21 protein-coding genes are annotated in these 17,592 nt (G+C 66.1%); 11 read left to right on the forward strand and 10 right to left on the reverse strand.

Translation table 11 applies throughout. The annotated features are described in order from the left end of the window. From Q8P46_15895 to Q8P46_15910, 4 genes are all read left to right on the forward strand, one after another. The coding region (locus tag Q8P46_15895; protein MDP2621629.1) for a prolipoprotein diacylglyceryl transferase at positions 1-443 on the forward strand (443 nt) is incomplete at its 5' end. After that, the gene (locus Q8P46_15900; protein ID MDP2621630.1) at positions 440-1,516 is read left to right on the forward strand and encodes an SAM-dependent methyltransferase; all 1,077 of its coding nucleotides are present in this window, start codon (positions 440-442) and stop codon (positions 1,514-1,516) included. The genes Q8P46_15895 and Q8P46_15900, both read left to right, overlap by 4 nt. Positions 1,517-1,570: 54 nt before the next feature. Further along, positions 1,571-2,344, forward strand: a complete 774-nt coding sequence (pgeF, locus tag Q8P46_15905; GenBank protein ID MDP2621631.1) for a peptidoglycan editing factor PgeF — start codon at positions 1,571-1,573, stop codon at positions 2,342-2,344. A 186-nt stretch (positions 2,345-2,530) separates the two neighbouring features. Further along, positions 2,531-3,463, forward strand: a complete 933-nt coding sequence (locus Q8P46_15910) for a ribose-phosphate pyrophosphokinase (protein ID MDP2621632.1) — start codon at positions 2,531-2,533, stop codon at positions 3,461-3,463. Positions 3,464-3,495: 32 nt separating this feature from the next. Here the strand turns inward: Q8P46_15910 and Q8P46_15915 are convergent, their stop codons facing one another. The 5 genes from Q8P46_15915 to Q8P46_15935 form a co-directional block, all read right to left on the reverse strand. Beyond that, positions 3,496-4,179 (reverse strand): SCO family protein, encoded by a 684-nt coding sequence (locus Q8P46_15915; protein ID MDP2621633.1) that lies wholly within the window; start codon positions 4,177-4,179, stop codon positions 3,496-3,498. Positions 4,180-4,214: 35 nt separating this feature from the next. After that, positions 4,215-4,664 carry a cytochrome c gene (locus Q8P46_15920; protein ID MDP2621634.1) on the reverse strand — a complete coding sequence of 150 codons (450 nt, stop codon included), beginning with the start codon at positions 4,662-4,664 and terminating at the stop codon, positions 4,215-4,217. 16 nt (positions 4,665-4,680) lie between these two features. Further along, a complete protein-coding gene (locus Q8P46_15925) occupies positions 4,681-5,565 on the reverse strand; it encodes an exo-alpha-sialidase (protein MDP2621635.1) in 885 nt (294 codons plus the stop codon). A 55-nt stretch (positions 5,566-5,620) separates the two neighbouring features. Further along, positions 5,621-5,857: a hypothetical protein gene (locus Q8P46_15930; protein MDP2621636.1), complete on the reverse strand. Its 237-nt coding sequence runs from the start codon at positions 5,855-5,857 to the stop codon at positions 5,621-5,623. Between the two features lie 120 nt (positions 5,858-5,977). Beyond that, positions 5,978-6,313: a hypothetical protein gene (locus tag Q8P46_15935; GenBank protein ID MDP2621637.1), complete on the reverse strand. Its 336-nt coding sequence runs from the start codon at positions 6,311-6,313 to the stop codon at positions 5,978-5,980. A gap of 156 nt (positions 6,314-6,469) precedes the next feature. Here Q8P46_15935 and Q8P46_15940 point away from each other — a divergent pair, with 156 nt between their 5' ends. Genes Q8P46_15940 through Q8P46_15960 form a run of 5 tightly spaced genes read left to right on the forward strand, consistent with a single transcriptional unit; the run spans position 6,470 to position 9,937 of the window. Continuing rightward, entirely contained in the window at positions 6,470-7,165 is a 696-nt protein-coding gene (locus Q8P46_15940) for a 50S ribosomal protein L25/general stress protein Ctc (protein MDP2621638.1), read from the forward strand. Between the two features lie 47 nt (positions 7,166-7,212). Next, the gene (gene pth, locus Q8P46_15945) at positions 7,213-7,836 is read left to right on the forward strand and encodes an aminoacyl-tRNA hydrolase (protein ID MDP2621639.1); all 624 of its coding nucleotides are present in this window, start codon (positions 7,213-7,215) and stop codon (positions 7,834-7,836) included. Between the two features lie 2 nt (positions 7,837-7,838). Next, positions 7,839-8,975: a redox-regulated ATPase YchF gene (gene ychF / locus Q8P46_15950; protein ID MDP2621640.1), complete on the forward strand. Its 1,137-nt coding sequence runs from the start codon at positions 7,839-7,841 to the stop codon at positions 8,973-8,975. A 9-nt stretch (positions 8,976-8,984) separates the two neighbouring features. Next, positions 8,985-9,461, forward strand: coding sequence for a MaoC family dehydratase (locus Q8P46_15955; protein MDP2621641.1), 477 nt, complete (start codon positions 8,985-8,987; stop codon positions 9,459-9,461). Further along, positions 9,461-9,937 carry a MaoC family dehydratase gene (locus Q8P46_15960; GenBank protein MDP2621642.1) on the forward strand — a complete coding sequence of 159 codons (477 nt, stop codon included), beginning with the start codon at positions 9,461-9,463 and terminating at the stop codon, positions 9,935-9,937. The genes Q8P46_15955 and Q8P46_15960 overlap by 1 nt, the downstream gene beginning before the upstream one ends. Before the next feature lie 103 nt (positions 9,938-10,040). Here Q8P46_15960 and Q8P46_15965 read toward each other — a convergent pair whose 3' ends face one another. From Q8P46_15965 to Q8P46_15975, 3 genes are all read right to left on the reverse strand, one after another. Continuing rightward, on the reverse strand, positions 10,041-10,175 hold the full coding sequence (locus Q8P46_15965) for a hypothetical protein (GenBank protein ID MDP2621643.1): 135 nt from the start codon (positions 10,173-10,175) through the stop codon (positions 10,041-10,043). 525 nt (positions 10,176-10,700) lie between these two features. Then, positions 10,701-11,459, reverse strand: coding sequence for an alpha/beta hydrolase (locus Q8P46_15970; GenBank protein MDP2621644.1), 759 nt, complete (start codon positions 11,457-11,459; stop codon positions 10,701-10,703). A 119-nt stretch (positions 11,460-11,578) separates the two neighbouring features. After that, on the reverse strand, positions 11,579-12,043 hold the full coding sequence (locus Q8P46_15975; GenBank protein ID MDP2621645.1) for a DoxX family protein: 465 nt from the start codon (positions 12,041-12,043) through the stop codon (positions 11,579-11,581). Positions 12,044-12,376: 333 nt separating this feature from the next. On the opposite strand from Q8P46_15975, the gene maiA reads away from it, so the two are divergent. Together maiA and Q8P46_15985 are read left to right on the forward strand one after the other, a co-directional pair. Further along, the gene (gene maiA / locus Q8P46_15980; protein MDP2621646.1) at positions 12,377-13,018 is read left to right on the forward strand and encodes a maleylacetoacetate isomerase; all 642 of its coding nucleotides are present in this window, start codon (positions 12,377-12,379) and stop codon (positions 13,016-13,018) included. A gap of 112 nt (positions 13,019-13,130) precedes the next feature. Further along, on the forward strand, positions 13,131-14,315 hold the full coding sequence (locus Q8P46_15985) for a DUF2865 domain-containing protein (GenBank protein MDP2621647.1): 1,185 nt from the start codon (positions 13,131-13,133) through the stop codon (positions 14,313-14,315). Positions 14,316-14,356: 41 nt separating this feature from the next. Here the strand turns inward: Q8P46_15985 and Q8P46_15990 are convergent, their stop codons facing one another. Both Q8P46_15990 and Q8P46_15995 read right to left on the reverse strand, forming a co-directional pair. Then, positions 14,357-16,033, reverse strand: coding sequence for an NAD+ synthase (locus Q8P46_15990; protein MDP2621648.1), 1,677 nt, complete (start codon positions 16,031-16,033; stop codon positions 14,357-14,359). Between the two features lie 579 nt (positions 16,034-16,612). After that, positions 16,613-17,401, reverse strand: a complete 789-nt coding sequence (locus Q8P46_15995; protein ID MDP2621649.1) for a class III extradiol ring-cleavage dioxygenase — start codon at positions 17,399-17,401, stop codon at positions 16,613-16,615. Positions 17,402-17,592: the final 191 nt, after the last annotated feature.

The following is a 17,592-nucleotide window of genomic DNA, read 5'->3' on the forward strand; positions in this document are numbered from 1 at the left end:
CCGTCCTGTCGCTCGGCGACCTCGTCTCCGCCGCCGCCCCCATCGGCCTGTTCTTCGGCCGCATCGCCAATTTCATCAACGGCGAGCTGTTCGGCCGGGCGAGCGACGTGCCCTGGGCGATGGCGTTTCCCGCCGGCGGGCCCGAGCCGCGCCACCCGAGCCAGCTCTACGAGGCGGCCTTGGAAGGCGCGGTGCTGTTCCTCGTCCTGAATTTCATGATCCGCCGCGGCGCGCTGCAAAGGCCCGGCCTTGTCTTCGGCACCCTGCTCGTCGGCTACGGGCTGGCCCGCGGCTTCGCCGAGTTCTTCCGCATGCCCGACGCCCAGATCGGCTTTCTGTGGGGCGGGCTCACCATGGGCATGGCGCTGTCCGCGCCGATGGTCCTGATCGGCGTCGGGCTCGTCGTCTACGCGCGGCGCGCGCCCGCGCCCGAGGCGAAATGAGCGCGCCGCTTCTCGTAGAGATCCGCCGGCGGATCGAGCAGGCAGGCCCGATGAGCATGGCGGACTATATGGAGCTGGCGCTTGGCGACCCCGCCCACGGCTATTACCCGACCCGCGACCCGTTCGGCGGCAAGGGCGATTTCATCACCGCGCCGGAAATAAGCCAGATGTTCGGCGAGATCGTGGGCATCTGGACGGCGCACATGTGGGGCGCGCTCGGCCGCCCCGCCCCCTTCGCCTTCATCGAGCTCGGGCCCGGCCGCGGCACGCTGATGGCCGACATGCTGCGGGCGGGCTCCCTCGCCCCGGGCTTTGCCGAGGCAGCCCGGGTGCATCTCGTCGAGACCAGTCCCGCCCTGCGCTGCCGCCAGCGCGCCGCCCTGCGCGAGGCCGACGTCCCCGTGTCGTGGCACCAAAGCTTCGCCGAGGTCCCGCCCGGACCGATGATCCTCGTCGCCAACGAGTTCTTCGACGCCCTGCCGGTGCATCAATATGCGCGCGCGCAAGACGGCTGGCGCGAGCGCGTCGTCGGCCTTGATCCTGCCGGCCACCTTAGCTTGCAAACAGCGGAAACCCGCAGCATCCTGGCGGAATTCGGCCAGGCAGAACCGGGCACGGTCGTCGAGATTTCGCCGCAGCGGGCGGCATTTTCCGCGGAAATCGGCGCCCGGCTGGCGCAATCGGGCGGCGCGGCGCTGATCATCGACTATGGCTATTCCGGCCCCGCCCCCGGCGACACATTTCAGGCGGTCAAGGGCCACGCCTACGCCGATCCCCTGGAAAATCCGGGCGAGGCCGACCTCACCGCCCATGTCGACTTTGCCGCCCTGTGCGGGGCTGCCCGCGCCGCCGGCGCCCGTTCCTACGGACCCATCACCCAGGCCGCATTTCTGACCGCGCTCGGCATCGCCGTCCGGGCCGACAAGCTCAAGGTCGCGCGGCCCGATCAGGCGGCCAAGATCGACGCCGCCCTAGCCCGTCTGATCGGCCCCGATGAGATGGGGACCCTGTTCAAGGTCGCGGCCCTTACCGGGCCGGCCGGTCCGCCGCCGCCGCCCTTTGCCGGCGATTGACAGGGCATCGCCGAGGCTTGATCCTCCCCACGAATCCCCACGCCCGAGCCCGACATGGTCGAATGCCTGAAAGCTGAGAACCTGCAAGCCCTTGCCGGAATCGCTCACGGCTTCTTCAGCCGCGACAGCGGCGTCTCGCAGGGAATTTACGCGTCGCTCAATTGCGGCCTCGGCTCGGCCGACCACCGCGCCGCGGTTGCGGAAAACCGCGCCCGGATCGCCGGCGAGATGGGCGTTGCGCCGGAACGCCTCGTCACGCCCTATCAGATCCACTCCGCCAATGTGGTCTTCGCCGAAAAGCCCTGGCGGCCGGGCCCCGAGGCGCCGCGCGCCGACGCGGTCGTCACCAAGCGCGAGCGCCTCGCTGTCGGCGTTTCGACGGCAGACTGCGCGCCGATCCTCCTTGCCGATGCGCAAGCGCGCGTCATCGCCGCCGCCCATGCCGGCTGGCGCGGCGCTCTTGCCGGCATCATCGAGGCGACGGTCAAGACCATGGAGCGGCTCGGCGCCGAGCGCGGCAACATCGCCGCCGCCATCGGGCCCACCATCTCGCAGGGCGCCTATGAGGTCGGGACCGAGTTCCGGGACAGGTTCCTTGCCGCCGACGCGGCCAACGCCCGCTTCTTCGTCACCGGCCCCGGCGGCCAGCCGCATTTCGACCTTACCGGCTTCGTGCGCGCCGGACTTGATGGTGCCGGCATCGGCGCGGCGCACGATCCCGCGGTCTGCACCTATAACGATGAGGCGCGGTTTTACAGCTATCGGCGCGCGACCCACCGCGGCGAGCCCGACTATGGCCGCCAGCTCTCGGTCATTGTCCTGTGTTGAGCGGCGGTCGGGAGCCGTGGCAGGCCGAGGTCCGCGGCCACAGGCGATTTCCACAGGTCGCACATTGTGTTTACACGCTCCCGGACCGTTGTTAGAACCGCCTCACGGCCGGTCCATGCACGCCCGGTTCCCGTGCCGTATCGGGGGGGGGTCCTCAATGTTTCCTGAACTGGTAAGGGCGAGGCCATGAAGCTGGTCGCGGGCAACTCGAACCGCCCTCTCGCGGAAGAGATCGCCGGCTATCTCGATTTGTCACTGACCAAATGCATCGTGCGCCGCTTCGCCGACATGGAGGTCTTCGTCGAGGTGGAGGAAAATGTCCGCGGCGAGGACGTGTTCGCCATTCAGTCGACATCCTATCCCGCCAACGACCATCTGATGGAGCTGTTGATCATCATCGACGCGCTGCGGCGCGCCTCGGCGGAGCGGATCACCGCGGTGATCCCCTATTTCGGTTATGCCCGCCAGGACCGAAAAGTGGGACCGCGCACGCCGATCTCGGCCAAGCTAGTCGCCAATCTGATCACCGAGGCCGGCGCCAACCGGGTGCTGACCCTCGACCTGCACGCCGGCCAGATCCAAGGCTTTTTCGACATTCCGACCGACAATCTCTACGCCGCGCCGGTGATGGTTCGCGACATCCGCGAGCGCAACAAGATCGACCATGTCATGGTCGTCTCGCCGGACGTCGGCGGCGTGGTGCGCGCGCGCGGGCTTGCCCAGCGCATCGACGCCCAGCTCGCCATCGTCGACAAGCGCCGCGAGCAGCCCGGCGAGAGCGAGGTCATGAACATCATTGGCGACGTCAAGAGCCGCTCCTGCATCATGGTCGACGACATCGTCGATTCCGGCGGCACCTTGTGCAATGCCGCCGAGGCGCTGCTGGACAAGGGCGCGACTGACGTTTCCGCCTACATCACCCACGGCGTTCTGTCCGGCAACGCGGTTGCCCGCATCGCCGCCTCGCGGCTCAAGGAACTGATCATCACCGATTCCATCCATGCGACGGACGCGGTGCGCGAGGCCAGCAATATCCGCCTGTTGACCATCGCGCCGCTAATCGGCGAGGCGATCCGGCGCACGGCGCTGGAGGAGTCCGTCTCCAGCCTGTTTCACTGAGCCGTCGCGCCAGGTCGCCGTCAGAGCTCTTTTCAGAACAGGGCCTTCAAGCGGTCCCAGAGCGATTCCGGCTCGTCCGGATGCGGTTTGGCGTGAAGATCGTTGGTCAGGGCGTTGATGTGAACGACGAGATTAGTCGGCTCGAATTTGAGGCCGTGAAAGTTCGCGCGCAGCCGCCCTTCCCGGTCGATCACATGCGTGACGATCCCGTGAATCTGAAAACCGTCATCCGTCAGCGTGAAGACATGGCCGAATTGTTTGGCGAGATCGCGAGTCTTTTCGGGCTCTTCCGGGCCACTGGTCAGGAAGGTCCAGTTGACCGGGTCAAGGCCATGGGCCGGACCGTAGTCGCGCATCACCTCGGGCGTATCATGCACCGGATCGGTGGTGATGGTGATGAAGCGCACCCGCTCGCGCATCGCCGACTCGTTCACCATGCGCTGCAACTCGGCGATCTTCTCCGCATGAAGGGGGCAAACGTCGGGGCACTGCGTGTAAATGAAATGCAGAACGACCACCTCGCCGCGAAGGCTTTCCAGCGACACCGTCCGCCCGTCGGGATCTTTCAGCACGAATTCCGGAGCCGGGCGGTCAAGCGGCTGAAAATACTGCTCGCGATCGCCGAGCTGCGTCTGCAGTTCTTGCAAAGAATGCGCCGAAGCGGGCGCGGCCGCCGTCACAACGGCCACAACAAGTGCCACAAGAAACTGGCGCATGATTATCTACTCCTATGCTTGCGCAGGCTGCCGGCTCATGGCCGGGCTTTCGACTGCGCCTCCTGATATTCGCGCTCCCGGCGCGGCCAGGTGCTCTTAATGAAGGTGAGGACGGCCTTGATTTCATCGTCGCTCAGGGTCTCCGCAAAGGCCGGCATATCGCTCTCATATCCGGGAAGGACCGCACCTACGCCATGCTTGGTGATCTTGAAGATCACCGAATCGGCGTGGTGCCAGGTGTGGCCGCTGGCGTCATGCGGCGGGGCCGGCAATCTTCCGTTCGGCAGAGCGTCTTGCCAATTCGGCTGGCCTTCGAGCTTCGCGCCATGGCAGGCAGCGCAATGTTCGGCATAAAGCGCCTGCCCTTGGGTGAACTTCGACGAGTGCGACCGGCTGGCAAGCGAAAGTCCGCCGAATGCAACTCCGGCTGCGACGACCACTCCCAGCAGTACAACGAAAGCGATGCGCGGCGCATGTAGCTCCATTTCCGCTTCTCCGCGATCACTTGCCGAACGGCGCCCAGCTTCGGCCATGGTCGGTGCTGACAAGAATCTGACCATGTTGCGTCGCCGCGAAGAGCCGCTCCGGATCGGTTGGATCGACCGCGAGATGCAGCAGAAAGCGGTTGCCCCAGTCGCTGCTCGCTGTCGAAAAGTCGATCTGCTGCTCGGCCGATCGCAACAGCCCACGGCCGAGGACGAACACATACACGATCCCCTGCTGCGCCACCTCGACGAGGCTCGCCGGCGAACCTTCGAGAACCGGCTTCCATGACGCGCCGGCGTCGGTGCTGACCAGAAGTCCGCCTTCGGTCGCGGCATAGAGCGTCTCGGTGTCTCTCGCGGAAGCGGCAAGGCCGATCAGCCGCGGCGGCGCCGAGCCGGATCGCTGCCATGTCGTGCCGCCGTCGCGGCTCACCTGGATGCCGCCATAAGCTCCATAGATGGTCTGCGGATCGGCGGGGCTGACGGTCATCTGGTGGAAGTCGACCGGACCATTCAGGCCGGGCGAAATCCGCGTCCAACTATTGCCGCCGTCGGTCGAGGCGACAAAGCCGAGATTGCCGCCCTCCGGCGGATGGCCGCTGGCGAACAGCATATGCAGGTCGCTCGGATGGGCGTTGAACCCCATGAAGTCCTGCACCACCGATATCCGCTCGGCGCGGCCGTCCGGCCCGGCGCGGAAAAGGCCATGATGCGTCGCAATCAGCAGAAAGGCCGGGTCGCTCCGGTCAACGGCAAGGCCGTGAATATGGGTGTCGCGGGCAAGCTGCGAAACCGGCATGGATTCCGTCGCCTGCAAGCGGAGCGTGACACCCGCCGCGACCGCCAATAACGCGACCGCGGCGCCGGCCAGAACCCACCTCCGGCTGAACTTCTTTTGCATGTTCCGCTTTCCTGTCGTGCGGGCCGCACGCGACCGTGCGGCCCGCGACATAAGTCTATTGCTGCTGTTTTTCGGGTTGCGCCGGCGCCGGATGGGAATCGCGGTCCTCGAGAGCCGCCTGCATCATCCTGTTGCAGTTTTCCATCATCTTCTGCATCTCGCCCATCATGCCCATCATGTCACCCTGCATCATGCCCGATGGGGACTGCTGCTCGTGAGCCAGCGCGCTTGTCGCGCCAAGGCCGGCGGCAAGCGCAATCGTTGTCAGTTTGAGTTTTCCGTTCGTGTACATGGTAGGTTCTCCACAATCCGGGGTTTCCGCCTGACCGATGGGCCGCGGACGGAACCCGTGAAAAGCCGAAAAGTTGCAGGCCTGCACTCGCGCCCGCAGGCCTCCGCGCGCGCCGGCAGGTCAGCCGAGGAGGGTTCGTGGAGGACCGGTAACGGGAACGAGAATCAGCCCGGAGCCGCCTTCACAGGCCGGCGGGGAACGCCGCGACAGCCCAGCGGCGGGCATGGTCGCCGCGGTGGGCAACAAAGCGGCGAAAAGGACGCAGGCGGTGTTGACGCAGACCGTGACATCGTTGTCGGTGGCACATTCGTCACAACCATTCTGGTCCATGGAATCGGCTGTGCCGGTGATCATGCTGTCGGCCATGCCGCCTGAATAAGCGGCGGTGTTCGCCGCCGTTCCCAGTACAAAGGCGAGGATGGCCAGCAAGCTGCAAATGCGCCGCATGGTCAGCATCCTCCTTTTATACGATGGCGGTTTGACCAGCCGCAAGCTGCAATGCAGGCCAGCGGCATTGTCAGGCCATCACATTGACGTTATAAGCCGCGCGACCGTTCCGCGCGCCCGGCACCCCTGGAGGCAAAGCGCGACGGCAGTTTCTAGGAGAATGCAATGTCGAAAGTCGTTGAGCTGAAAGCAGCCGCGCGCGACGGGGTCGGCAAGGGGGCCGCCCGGGCAACGCGGCGGGCCGGCTTCGTGCCGGCCGTGATCTACGGTGACAAACAGCCCCCCGAGCCGATCGCCATCGAGCGCAAGGAGTTGGCGACGCTGATCAAGGCGGGAGGATTCCTGACCACCCTTTTCTCCGTCGAACTGAACGGGGAAAGATCGCGCGTCATTCCGCGTGACGTGCAGTTCGACCCGGTGCGCGATTTCCCGCTCCACGTCGATTTCCTGCGCCTTGGCGAGGGCGCGCGCCTCGACGTGTCGGTGCCCGTGCAGTTCATCAATGATGAACTGTCGCCAGGGATCAAGCGCGGCGGCGTGCTCAACATCGTCCGCCACGAGATCGAGGTGAACTGCCTGGCCGATCTGATCCCCGACCATCTGGTCGCCGACCTGACCGGTACCGACATCGGCGACTCGATTCATATCTCGGCGATCCCCTTGCCTGAAGGCGTCAAGCCGACGATCACCGACCGCGACTTCACAGTCGCCACCGTCGCCGCGCCGGCCGTCCTGAAGATCGAAGAAGAGGAGGCCGTGGAAGAAGAGGAAGGCGTCGAGGGCGAAGGCGAAGAGGAAGAAGGCGAAGGCGAGGCCGAGGGCGAGGCCGAAGGCAAGGGCGAGGCCAAAGAGGAGGACTGAGCCTGGCCGCAACTTTCCGGGCACGGCGGCTCGCCTAGGACACGCTCATGATCCTGCTCGTGGGGCTCGGCAATCCGGGCAGCCGTTACCTTTTCAATCGGCACAATATCGGCTTCATGGCGGTCGACGCGATCTGGCATCGGCACGGCTTCGCCCCGTGGCGCAGCCGCTTCCAGGGCGCGGCCGCGGAAGGCCGGCTCGGCGAGGTCCAGAGCCTGCTTCTCAAGCCCCAGACCTATATGAACGAATCCGGCCGCGCGGTGGCCGCCGCCATGCGCTTCTATAAACTCGGCACCGACGCCGTGATCGTGTTCCACGACGAGCTCGACCTGGCCCCCGGCAAGCTGCGCACCAAGACCGGCGGCGGGGTCGCCGGCCATAACGGCTTGCGCTCGCTCGCCGCCCATATCGGCCCGGAGTTCCGCCGGGTGCGGCTCGGCATCGGCCATCCCGGCGACAAGCATCTGGTCTACGACTATGTGCTGCACGATTTCGCCAAATCCGACCTCGATTGGCTCGAGCCGCTGCTCGCGGCGATCGCCGAGCACGCGCCGCTGATCGCCGCCGGCAAGAATTCGAGCTTCATGAACAAGGTCCATCTGAGCCTCAACCCGCCCGAAGAAGAGCCCGAAGAAACGGGCGACGACGCGGACACGGAGCAAGCCGGCTAGCCATGGGCTTCAAGTGCGGCATCGTCGGGCTGCCCAATGTCGGCAAGTCCACCCTGTTCAACGCCTTGACGCAGACCGCGGCGGCGCAGGCGGAGAACTATCCCTTCTGCACCATCGATCCCACTGTCGGCGAGGTGGCGGTGCCCGACCCGCGCCTCGACACGATCGGCAAAATCGCCAAGTCGCCGCGCATCGTGCCGACCAGGCTGACCTTCGTCGACATCGCCGGCCTGGTGCGCGGCGCCTCCAAGGGCGAAGGGCTGGGCAACCGCTTTCTCGCCTATATCCGCGAGGTCGACGCCATCGCCTATGTGCTGCGCTGCTTCGAGGATCCCGACGTCACCCATGTCGAGGGGCGCATCGACCCGATCGCCGATGCCGAGACCCTGGAAACCGAGCTGATGCTGGCCGACCTGGACAGCCTCGAGCGCCGCCGCGAGGCGCTGGAGAAAAGGGCCCGCGGAGGCGACCGGGAGGCCAAGTCGCAACTCCACCTTGTCGACCGCGCGCTTGAGCTGCTTCGCGACGGCAAGCCTGCGCGGCTCGCCTTCATCGCCAAGGAGGACAAGGCCGCCTTCCGGGCGCTGAACCTGCTCACCTCCAAGCGCGCGCTCTATGTCTGCAACGTCGACGAGGCCTCGGCCGCCACCGGCAACGCCTATTCCCGCAGCGTCGAGGACATGGTCGCCCGGCAGGCGCGCGAAGCGGCCGCCGCCTCCGGCGCCCAGCCCAGGCCGCCCGCGGTGGTCGTCATCTCGGCCAAGATCGAGGCCGAGCTGGCGCAGCTCGACCGGCAAGAGCGGCGCGACTATCTCTCCACCCTCGGCCTTGCCGAGCCGGGGCTCGACCGGCTGATCCGCGCCGGCTACGAGCTGCTCGACCTCATCACCTTCTTCACCGCCGGGCCGAAGGAGGCCCACGCCTGGACGCTTGTCCGCGGCGCCACCGCCGTCGAGGCCGCGGCGGTCATCCACACCGATTTCGCCCGCGGTTTCATCCGCGCCTTGACCATCGCTTACGACGACTATGTCGCCCACGGCGGCGAACAGGGCGCGCGCGACGCCGGCAAGGCCCGCGACGAGGGCAAGGACTATGTGGTCAAGGACGGCGACGTGCTGTTGTTCAAGTTCGCGGTTTGAGGAATGGACATGGAACAGCGAATCTATTTCGACGATCTTCCGGCCGGCGAGACGGTCCGGTTTCCGGCGAGCTATCCAGTCAGCGCCGAGGAGATCGTCGAATTCGCCAGCGCCTACGACCCGCAGCCGATGCATCTGAGCGAGGAGGCGGGCAAGGCCTCGATCCTCGGCGGTCTGGCGGCGTCCGGCTGGCATGCCTGCGCGATGGCCATGCGGCTGATGTCGGACGGCTACATAGACCGCGCCGTGGCCATGGGCTCGCCCGGCCTCGACGAGTTGAAATGGCTGAAGCCCGTGCGTCCCGGCGACACGCTCTACATGGAGCGCACCTGCCTTGAGGCGCGGCTTCTGAGGAGCAAGCCCGGTGTCGGCGTCTGCAAGTTCCGCTGGGTGGTCTACAACCAGGCCGACGAGCCCGTCGTCGACATGGTCGGCGCGCAGATGTTCTTCACCCGGGAACAGGCGCAGGCGGGAGAGCGCGCCTGATGCACTATTTCGAGGATATCACGGTGGGCGAGCCGGCCGAGATCGGCACCCACACCTTCACCGAGGACGAGATGCTCCGCTTTGCGGAAAAATACGACCGCCAGGACTATCACCTCGACCCGGAAGCCGCCAAGACGGGACCCTTCGGCGGGCTGATCGCCAGCGGCTGGTACACCGGCGCGGTGTTCCAGGGCTTCTTCGCCCGCCATCTCCTCAAGATCGCCGACGATCTGCGCCGGGCCGGAAGGCCGGTCGCCCGCCTCGGGCCGTCGCCGGGTTTCACGGACTTGAAATGGCCGCGGCCGGTCTTTGCCGGCGACACGGTCAGCTTCCGCACCACGGTGGAGAAAAAGCGCCCGCTCGCCACTCGGCCCGGCTGGGGCGCCGTGCATTTCCACAATGAGGGCTTCAACCAGAAGGGCGAGCTCGTCTACGCCTTCCACGGCGTCACCTTCATCGAGCGACGGCCCGCCTGACTGCCTCGTCACACTGTCAATGAGCAACCGGAAAATGCCCCTGAGCCGAGGGGCGGGCTTCGCCGTTGCCGCGATTCGCCGCAGGGCTCTTTCGAGATAGGGGCTAGAGCGGTTCATGGTTATAGGGGATCAATTCGATGGGCCAAATCGGTTCATCCGGGCAGGCGTGGGCCGCGACGCGCGATACGGGATATCGGGCGAGCGCGGCAACGAACCCGGATGAACCGATTTGGCCCATCGAATTGATCCCCTATAACCATGAACCGCTCTAGCTGTGGAGCCTTAAGCCCAGCCTCAAGCCTTCACGGGCAGCCCCGCCATCGTGCGGGACGGGCGCGGCCTGGACGGCCTCCCCGGGTGGCCGCGCCGAGCATCCCTCCCCCGTCAGCGGGAGATTAGGTTGGGCTTCCCTCCTCTGGTCATCCCGGCCGAAGCGGAGCGGAGAGCCGGGATCCTGTAACCTCCAGCGTCAATGATGGGGCTCGGCGGATACTGGGTCACCCGGTCAAGCCGGGTGACGACGAATGAGGGTTGATCGAAGCCCTGCCCTCCCTCCTTCGTCATGTGTGGACGGCCCCTGCGTTGCAAGAGCTTTGTTGACGTGGCTCGGCGACCTGGTCGGGTGCGGTCATGTGTCCGGCCTTTGTGCGCGGCGCGTCAGGGCCGGGCTTCTGTGATGGAAGGGTGTGTGTCAATCCCTCGGTTCGCTCCTGTCGCAGGGAACATGCTTCTGTTCGGGGTCGGTCGGCGGACCGGCGGCCCATCAGAGGCCGAGGAAATCGGAAACGGCGGCGAGCAAGGCGTCGGGGTCCTGCATATGCGGGCAGTGGCCGAGGCCGAGCAGTTCGACGACACTGGCATCGGCTAGACGCCCCGCCAGTTCGCGGGCAAGCGGCGCCGGCGTCGCGGCATCCTTCTCGCCGACCACGATCAGGATCGGGTTGCGGACCTTATCCAGATCGGCGCCAAGGTCGAGAATGGCGAGCGCCCGGCAGGCGGACGCAAAGACGCTCGCGTCGATGCCTTCGAAGACGGCCTTGCGGCCGGCGATCAATTTGGGGTTTGCGGCAATGAAATCGTCGGGAAACAGGCGCTGCATCGCGGCCTGAGCGACCGCCCCCATGCCCGCCTCCTCGACCTTGCCGGCAAGCGCCCTGAAGGTCGCGCGTCCCGCCTCGGGAAAGCCGACGGCGCTGCCGACCAGGACCAAGCGGCGGAACCTCTCGCCATGGTGCATCGCCAGTGTCAGCGCCACGAAGCCGCCGAGACCGTTGCCGAGAATATCGGTGTCGGGGGCGAGCGACAGCGCGTCGAACAGTTCGGCGATGCGCTCGGCATAGCCCGCGACCGGCTCGGCCGGCTCAGAAAGGCCGAATCCCGGCATGTTGACCAGAATCAGCCGCCGCCCGGAAATCCTGTCAGCGAGCGGCTTGAACGATGTGCGGTCGGACAGCAGCGAATGCAGCAGCACCAGCGGGCGCCCCCGCCCTACCGTCTCGATGTCCAACCGGTGCGCGCCCATTCCGCCGTCCACTCGCCGGACCATCAACAAGGATACGCCGGGCGGCGGGCCCGGCGCACCCGAAGCGTAACGAAAAGCGCGGAAAAACGCGACCGAATCCGCACGATCGCGGAGCGCGCTCAGAACTCCTTGCCGATCGCGGCGTCGATCGAGTAGCGCCCGCCGCCGCGGATCAGGAAGTAGAATAGCGCGATCCCCCACAGGAGCGCGAATTCATAACCGCCCTGCGTGACGAAAAATCCATTGGGCATGTGATGAATCAGCACCAGAACGGCCATCTCGATGAACGCGAACAGGGCCGCCAGCCGCGTGAACAGGCCCACCGTTATGGCCAGCCCGCCGACCAGCTCGGTGAGCCCGACGACGACGACCCAGAAAACGGCCGGCGCATATCCCGAGTTCTCGAAGAATTGCGCGGTTCCGGAAATGCCCCCGCCGCCGAACATGCCGAACAGCTTTTGCGCCCCGTGCGGCATGAGCGAGAGCCCCACAAAGACGCGCAGCAGCGGCTCGGCGAGCCCGTCGAGCGATGAATAGAACCCGCCCAGGGCGGGAATATACAATGCGGCTTTATCCGAGTTCATATCCGTCCCTCCTTTTCCGGAAAACAGGCGTGATGCAATCGACAGCACGGAACCCGATGCGTTCTTGAAGAGATTTTCTGCTCCTTCCCATTGCTACAATCATAGCGCCCGCTTGGCGCCGTGCACAGCCCGCCGCCGAACGGATCCGTCGCACACCCGCATCAATCCTTGACCGGGAGGAGGCGCGGCGTCTACCTACGCCGGGCGCGCTGCCGAAAAGGTGCGAAGGAAGGTGTTGCCTGGGTTCCCTCTCCCCATCGGGGAGAGGTCATTGCGGAGGCGTCAAGCGGCCGTTTTGCAATAGCCTGCAAGGGCGATGGCGAGGGAGATGAAATGATCAAGCTTTGGGGCTATTTCCGTTCGACGGCCGCCTATCGGGTGCGAATCGGGCTCAATCTGAAGGGGATTGCGCACGCGCACGACTATGTCCATCTCGCCAAGGGCGAGCACCTCAGCGACACCTTCAAGGCGCTCAACCCGCAGCAGCTGCTGCCGGTTCTGGAGGTCGAGCAGGCCGGAACGCGCCACGCGCTGATCCAGTCGATGGCGATCCTGGAATATCTCGACGAGACCCACCCCGAACCGCCGTTCCTGCCCAAGGGGGCGCTGGCGCGCGCGCAGGTGCGGGGCATCGCCGACATCGTCGCCTGCGACATCCATCCGGTGAACAATCTCAGGGTGCTGAAATATCTGCGCGGGCCCCTGGGCCAGGAGGAAGCGGCGGTCAACGCATGGATCGCGCACTGGATCGCCACCGGATTCGAGGCCATCGAGGCGCTGATCAAGGGCGGCGAATTCTGCTTCGGCGACCACCCGACGCTCGCCGACATCTGCCTGGTGCCGCAGATCTTTAACGCGCGGCGCTTCAAGGTCGACCTCGCGCCCTACCCGAAGATTTGCAAAGTGGAGGCGCACTGCGCCAAGATCGCCGCATTCGCCGAGGCCCACCCGGACAAGCAGCCGGACGCGGAGTGAGGCCCTGGGCTCGATTGCCGTTTGCCCCGAAGCGCCGCATAATCGGCGCCGCAGCGAGGTCCAAATTTCGCCACGGGCGCGTGTGAGCGTGGCCAGGAAAGGAATGATCCAGGTGCCGCAACCCTACGTCGTACGCCGGGCCTTCGGGCGCGCGGCTGCCGCCGCTATTGGCGCGATGGCGCTGTTTGCGCCGCTTGCCGGTTCGGCGCAGCAGAGCACGGCCTGCCTGCTTCTGGAGCGCGAGCTTGCGGCCTACGGCACTTCGGCCTATGGCGGGCCGGCGGTGGCCGGCCTCAACCGGACCATCGAACAGCAGCAAGGCGCGCTGACCACGACCGACAGTCACGCCCGCAGGATCGGCTGCTACAAGCGCGGCTTTCTGTTCTTCCAGCCGGAACGGCCGCCCGAATGCCCGCGGCTTCTCGACACCATCGACAGGATGAAGCGCAATCTCGCCGATCTGGCGGCGCGGCGCGACCGCCTCGTCGGACCGGTGAACCCCAACGATCCGGGCCGGCAGCGCATTCTGCGCCTGCTCGGCGAGAACCGCTGCGGCCCGCAATATACGCAATATGCGAGCGTCCGCCCGTTACGCGGTCTGTTCGACCCGCTGTTCGAGGAGGATTCCGGGCCGCAGGGGGGCTATAGCGGCGGCATCTACGGCAACCGCATGCTCGGAGACATGCCCACCTACCGCACCTTGTGCGTGCGCACGTGCGACGGATATTACTTCCCGATCAGTTTCGCGGCCCTGCCCGATCGCTTCGAGCAGGACGCCCAGCAATGCCGGTCGATGTGCCCGAGCGCCGTGGTCGAGCTCTATGTGCACGAGAACCCCGGCAGCAGCGTGGAGCAGATGGTCTCCCTCGGCGGCCGTCCCTATACGTCGATCCCGACCGCGTTCCTGTACCGCAAGGAATATGTCAAGGGCTGCTCGTGCAATCCCTATACGCTGGCGCTGGAACAGGCCGAGCAGGAGCTAGCGTCCAAGGGCGACCCGACCGTGAAGGTGCCCGACATCGTGCCGCAGGACGAAAGCGGCGCGCCGGCGCTGGCGTCGGAGGGAGAAGCCACGGGCATCCCGGCCTCGGAGGAAGGAGACGGCGTCAGCATCTTCCGCCCGGGCGAGTCCGAGCCGCGCTTCGTTGCGCCCTACCCGTCCGCCGTCCCCGCGCTTCCCGACGGCGCCGGGCCCAAGATCATCGAGGTTCCGCCGGCGGGCGGAGCCGGGCAGGAGACCTCGCCGGCGCCGAAAAACACGGAAGAGCCGTTTCAGGACCCCGCCGCGATGCGCTAGGCGCCTTTGGCGCCCGGCGGCGACGCGACTTGCCGCAACCCCTATGTCGTGCGGTCGCGGAAGCGGTTGGTGATCGGGTAGCGGCGGTCGCGGCCGAAATTCTTCTGCGTGACCTTGACGCCGGGAGCGGCCTGGCGGCGCTTGTATTCGGCGACATAGAGCATGTGCTCGACGCGGCGCACGGTCGCCGCATCGTGGCCGCGGGCGGTGATCTCGGTCACCGACATCTCCTTTTCGACCAGGCATTCGAGGATGTCGTCGAGGATGTCGTAAGGCGGCAAGGTGTCCTGATCCGTCTGGTCGGCGCGCAGCTCCGCCGACGGCGGCTTGACGAGGATGTCGGGCGGAATCACGACCCCCTCCGGCGCCAAGCCGCCCTCCGGCCGGTTGGCGTTGCGCCAGGCGGAAAGTGCGTAGACCTGGGTCTTGTAAAGGTCCTTGATCGGGTTGAAGCCGCCGGCCATGTCGCCGTAAAGGGTGGTGTAGCCGACCGAGACCTCAGATTTGTTGCCGGTGGTGACCACCATGGCGCCGAACTTGTTGGAGACGGCCATCAGCACGGTGCCGCGGGCGCGGGCCTGGATATTCTCTTCGGCGACATCGGGCTTGAGCCCCTTGAAGAGCTCGGCCAGCGCCCGCTCGAAGCCCTCCACGGGGGCCGCGATCGGCACCGTGTCGAAGCGCACGCCGAGGGTTTCGGCGCAAGCGGTGGCGTCGTCGATCGAGCGGTTGGAAGTGTATTTGTAGGGCAGCATCAGGCAGTGGACCCGGTCGGCGCCCAGCGCATCGACCGACATCACCGCGCACAAGGCCGAATCGATGCCGCCGGAAAGCCCAAGCAGGACGCCGGGAAAGCCGTTCTTGTTCACGTAATCGCGCAAGCCCAACACGCAGGCGGTATAAAGCGCGGTCTCATCGTCCGGCAGCGCGGCGATCTCGCCCTTGGCGCAGCGCCAGCTCTCCGCCCCGCGCCGCCAGGCGCTCAGCCCCACCTCCTCCTTGAAGGCCGGCTGCTGGAAGGCGTAGGAGCGGTCGCCGTTGAGGCCGAAGGAGGCGCCGTCGAAGATCAGCTCGTCCTGGCCGCCCACCTGGTTGACATAGACCAGCGGCAGGCCGGTCTCCACCACCCGGGCGACGGCCACCTCAAGGCGCTGGTCGAACTTGCCCTTCCAGAACGGCGAGCCGTTGGGCACGATCAAGAGCTCGGCGCCGGTCTCCATCAGGCACTCGGGAACGTCCTCGATCCAGATGTCCTCGCAGATCGGCACGCCGATGCGCACACCGCGAAAATTGATCGGCCCCGGCATCGGCCCGGGCTTGAACACGCGCTTTTCGTCGAACGGCCCGTAATTCGGCAGCTCGACCTTGAAGCGCACCGAATCGACCTTGCCGCCCTCGAGCAGCACATAGGCGTTGTAGAGTGCCCCGTCCTCGCGCCAGGGCGCGCCCATCAGCACCGCAGGCCCGCCATCGGCCGTATCGCCGGCCAAGGCCTCGACGCGGGCCCGGCAGGCCTCCTCGAACACCGGCTTCATGACCAGATCGTCGGGCGGATAGCCGGAAACGAACAGTTCCGGAAAGGCGACGAGATCGGCGCCGTCGCGGGCGGCCTTGGCGCGCGCCTTACGGGCCTTTTCGAGATTGCCGTCGAGATCGCCGACCGTCGGATTGAGCTGGGCGCTGGCGATCTTCAGACTGTCTGTGTTGCGCCGTGACATGGCGCCGGTTTATCCCGCCATGCGAGGAAGAGCAATGCGCCTGTCGCGGCGGCCCGAGCCACCTGCCCGGCCGGCCGGGCGCCCGAGCGTTGCCAAGGAAATGGGCGGGGGAGCGTTGGCCGGGGGAATAGATTGGGAAATGCCACGCCCCCCCGCTTGTCCGCCCGGAAAGGTCAGGCGAATGGGAGAGGAACGATGCTCGCCCAAGCGGGACGAACGACGCGATATCCGCCGAGTGAAGCCGTGTCGGCCGGCATGATATCCCGCAATACGGGTATGTATCACGTTTAATATATTAATAGTTGTATAACGGGCAAGATATTTTGTGGCCGCGGGCGTTGCGGCGGAGGAAGAAAAATCCTTCGCTCTGGTGGCGCGTAGGTGGTGCCAAGCGTTGGATCTTTCAGGGGGGGTGCTACCCATCCCCGTCTTGCAAAATTCAAGGGTTAGCCTCGCTTGGGCCCGGCTAGAGCGGTTCATGGCTATAGGGGAACCATGAACCGCTCTAACGTCTTGATTTTGCGCTCTCCCCCGCAAGGAAAAGAAGGGTGTTGCGCGTCAACCTGGGTCGGAAAGCTTCTACGCGAAGGCGTAGGCGTCCATTTGCAGGACGCCGAGCGAGTGGCTCGAGTGCACGCGCTTTCCCCTGGCCGCCACGCCGGCCGCGCCCAGAGCCGTGAACAGAGGCAGGATGTGCTCCTCGGTCGGGTGGTTCTTTTCCGCGTGCGGGGCTTTGTCCCGGTAAGCGGCAAGCTCGTCGATGGCGCCAGCCTCGATCTTCTCGTGCATCCAGTCGCCGAACGCCACGACCCAGTCGGGCGCCGGTGCATCCTCGGCATATTCGCCGCGGCGCATTTCGCCGAGATTGTGGGTCAGGACGCCGGAGCCGACGATGAGGACGCCGTCGCGGCGCAGCGGCGCGATGGCGCGGCCGACGCGCACATGGTGCTCGGCGTCGCGCCGCGGCTGGACGGAAAGCTCGACCACCGGGACATCGGCCTTGGGATAGAGCAGCTTCAGCGGCACCCAGGCGCCGTGATCGAAGCCGCGATTGCGCGCCGGGACGGCCGGAAAGCCGGCGGCGGCGAGCAGGTCCGCGGCCCGTCCCGCAAGGTCCGGCGCGCCCGGCGCGGGATAGGTCATCTCGTAAAGTTCCGGCTCGAACCCCGTGAAATCGTAAATCATTTTCGGATTCGGGTCGGTCGTCAGCGCGGGCGCCGAGGTCTCGAAATGGGCGGAGACGACAAGCACCGCCTCGGGCCGGCCGAGCTCGTCCCCGTAGCGGCTGAGAAAATCCCGCGCCGGCACATTGTGCAAAATCATGTTCGGCGCCCCGTGGGAGACGAACAGGGTCGGAAATTCGGTCATTCGCGCGCCTCCTGGACCGAAATCCACCCGATCTGAATCGGATTTCGGCCGCATCTCTTTGATTGAGCATGTACTTTTCGCAACACCGGTTCCCACTTTTGCGGAACATGCTCTAGAACAGTTCCAGCCTCGTGCCAATTTCACGGTAATTTATGGGCGGACACGCACATGGCAATGCCGCCCACGGGGCG

Source organism: Hyphomicrobiales bacterium (assembly GCA_030688605.1).
Classification (GTDB): Bacteria; Pseudomonadota; Alphaproteobacteria; order Rhizobiales; family NORP267; genus JAUYJB01.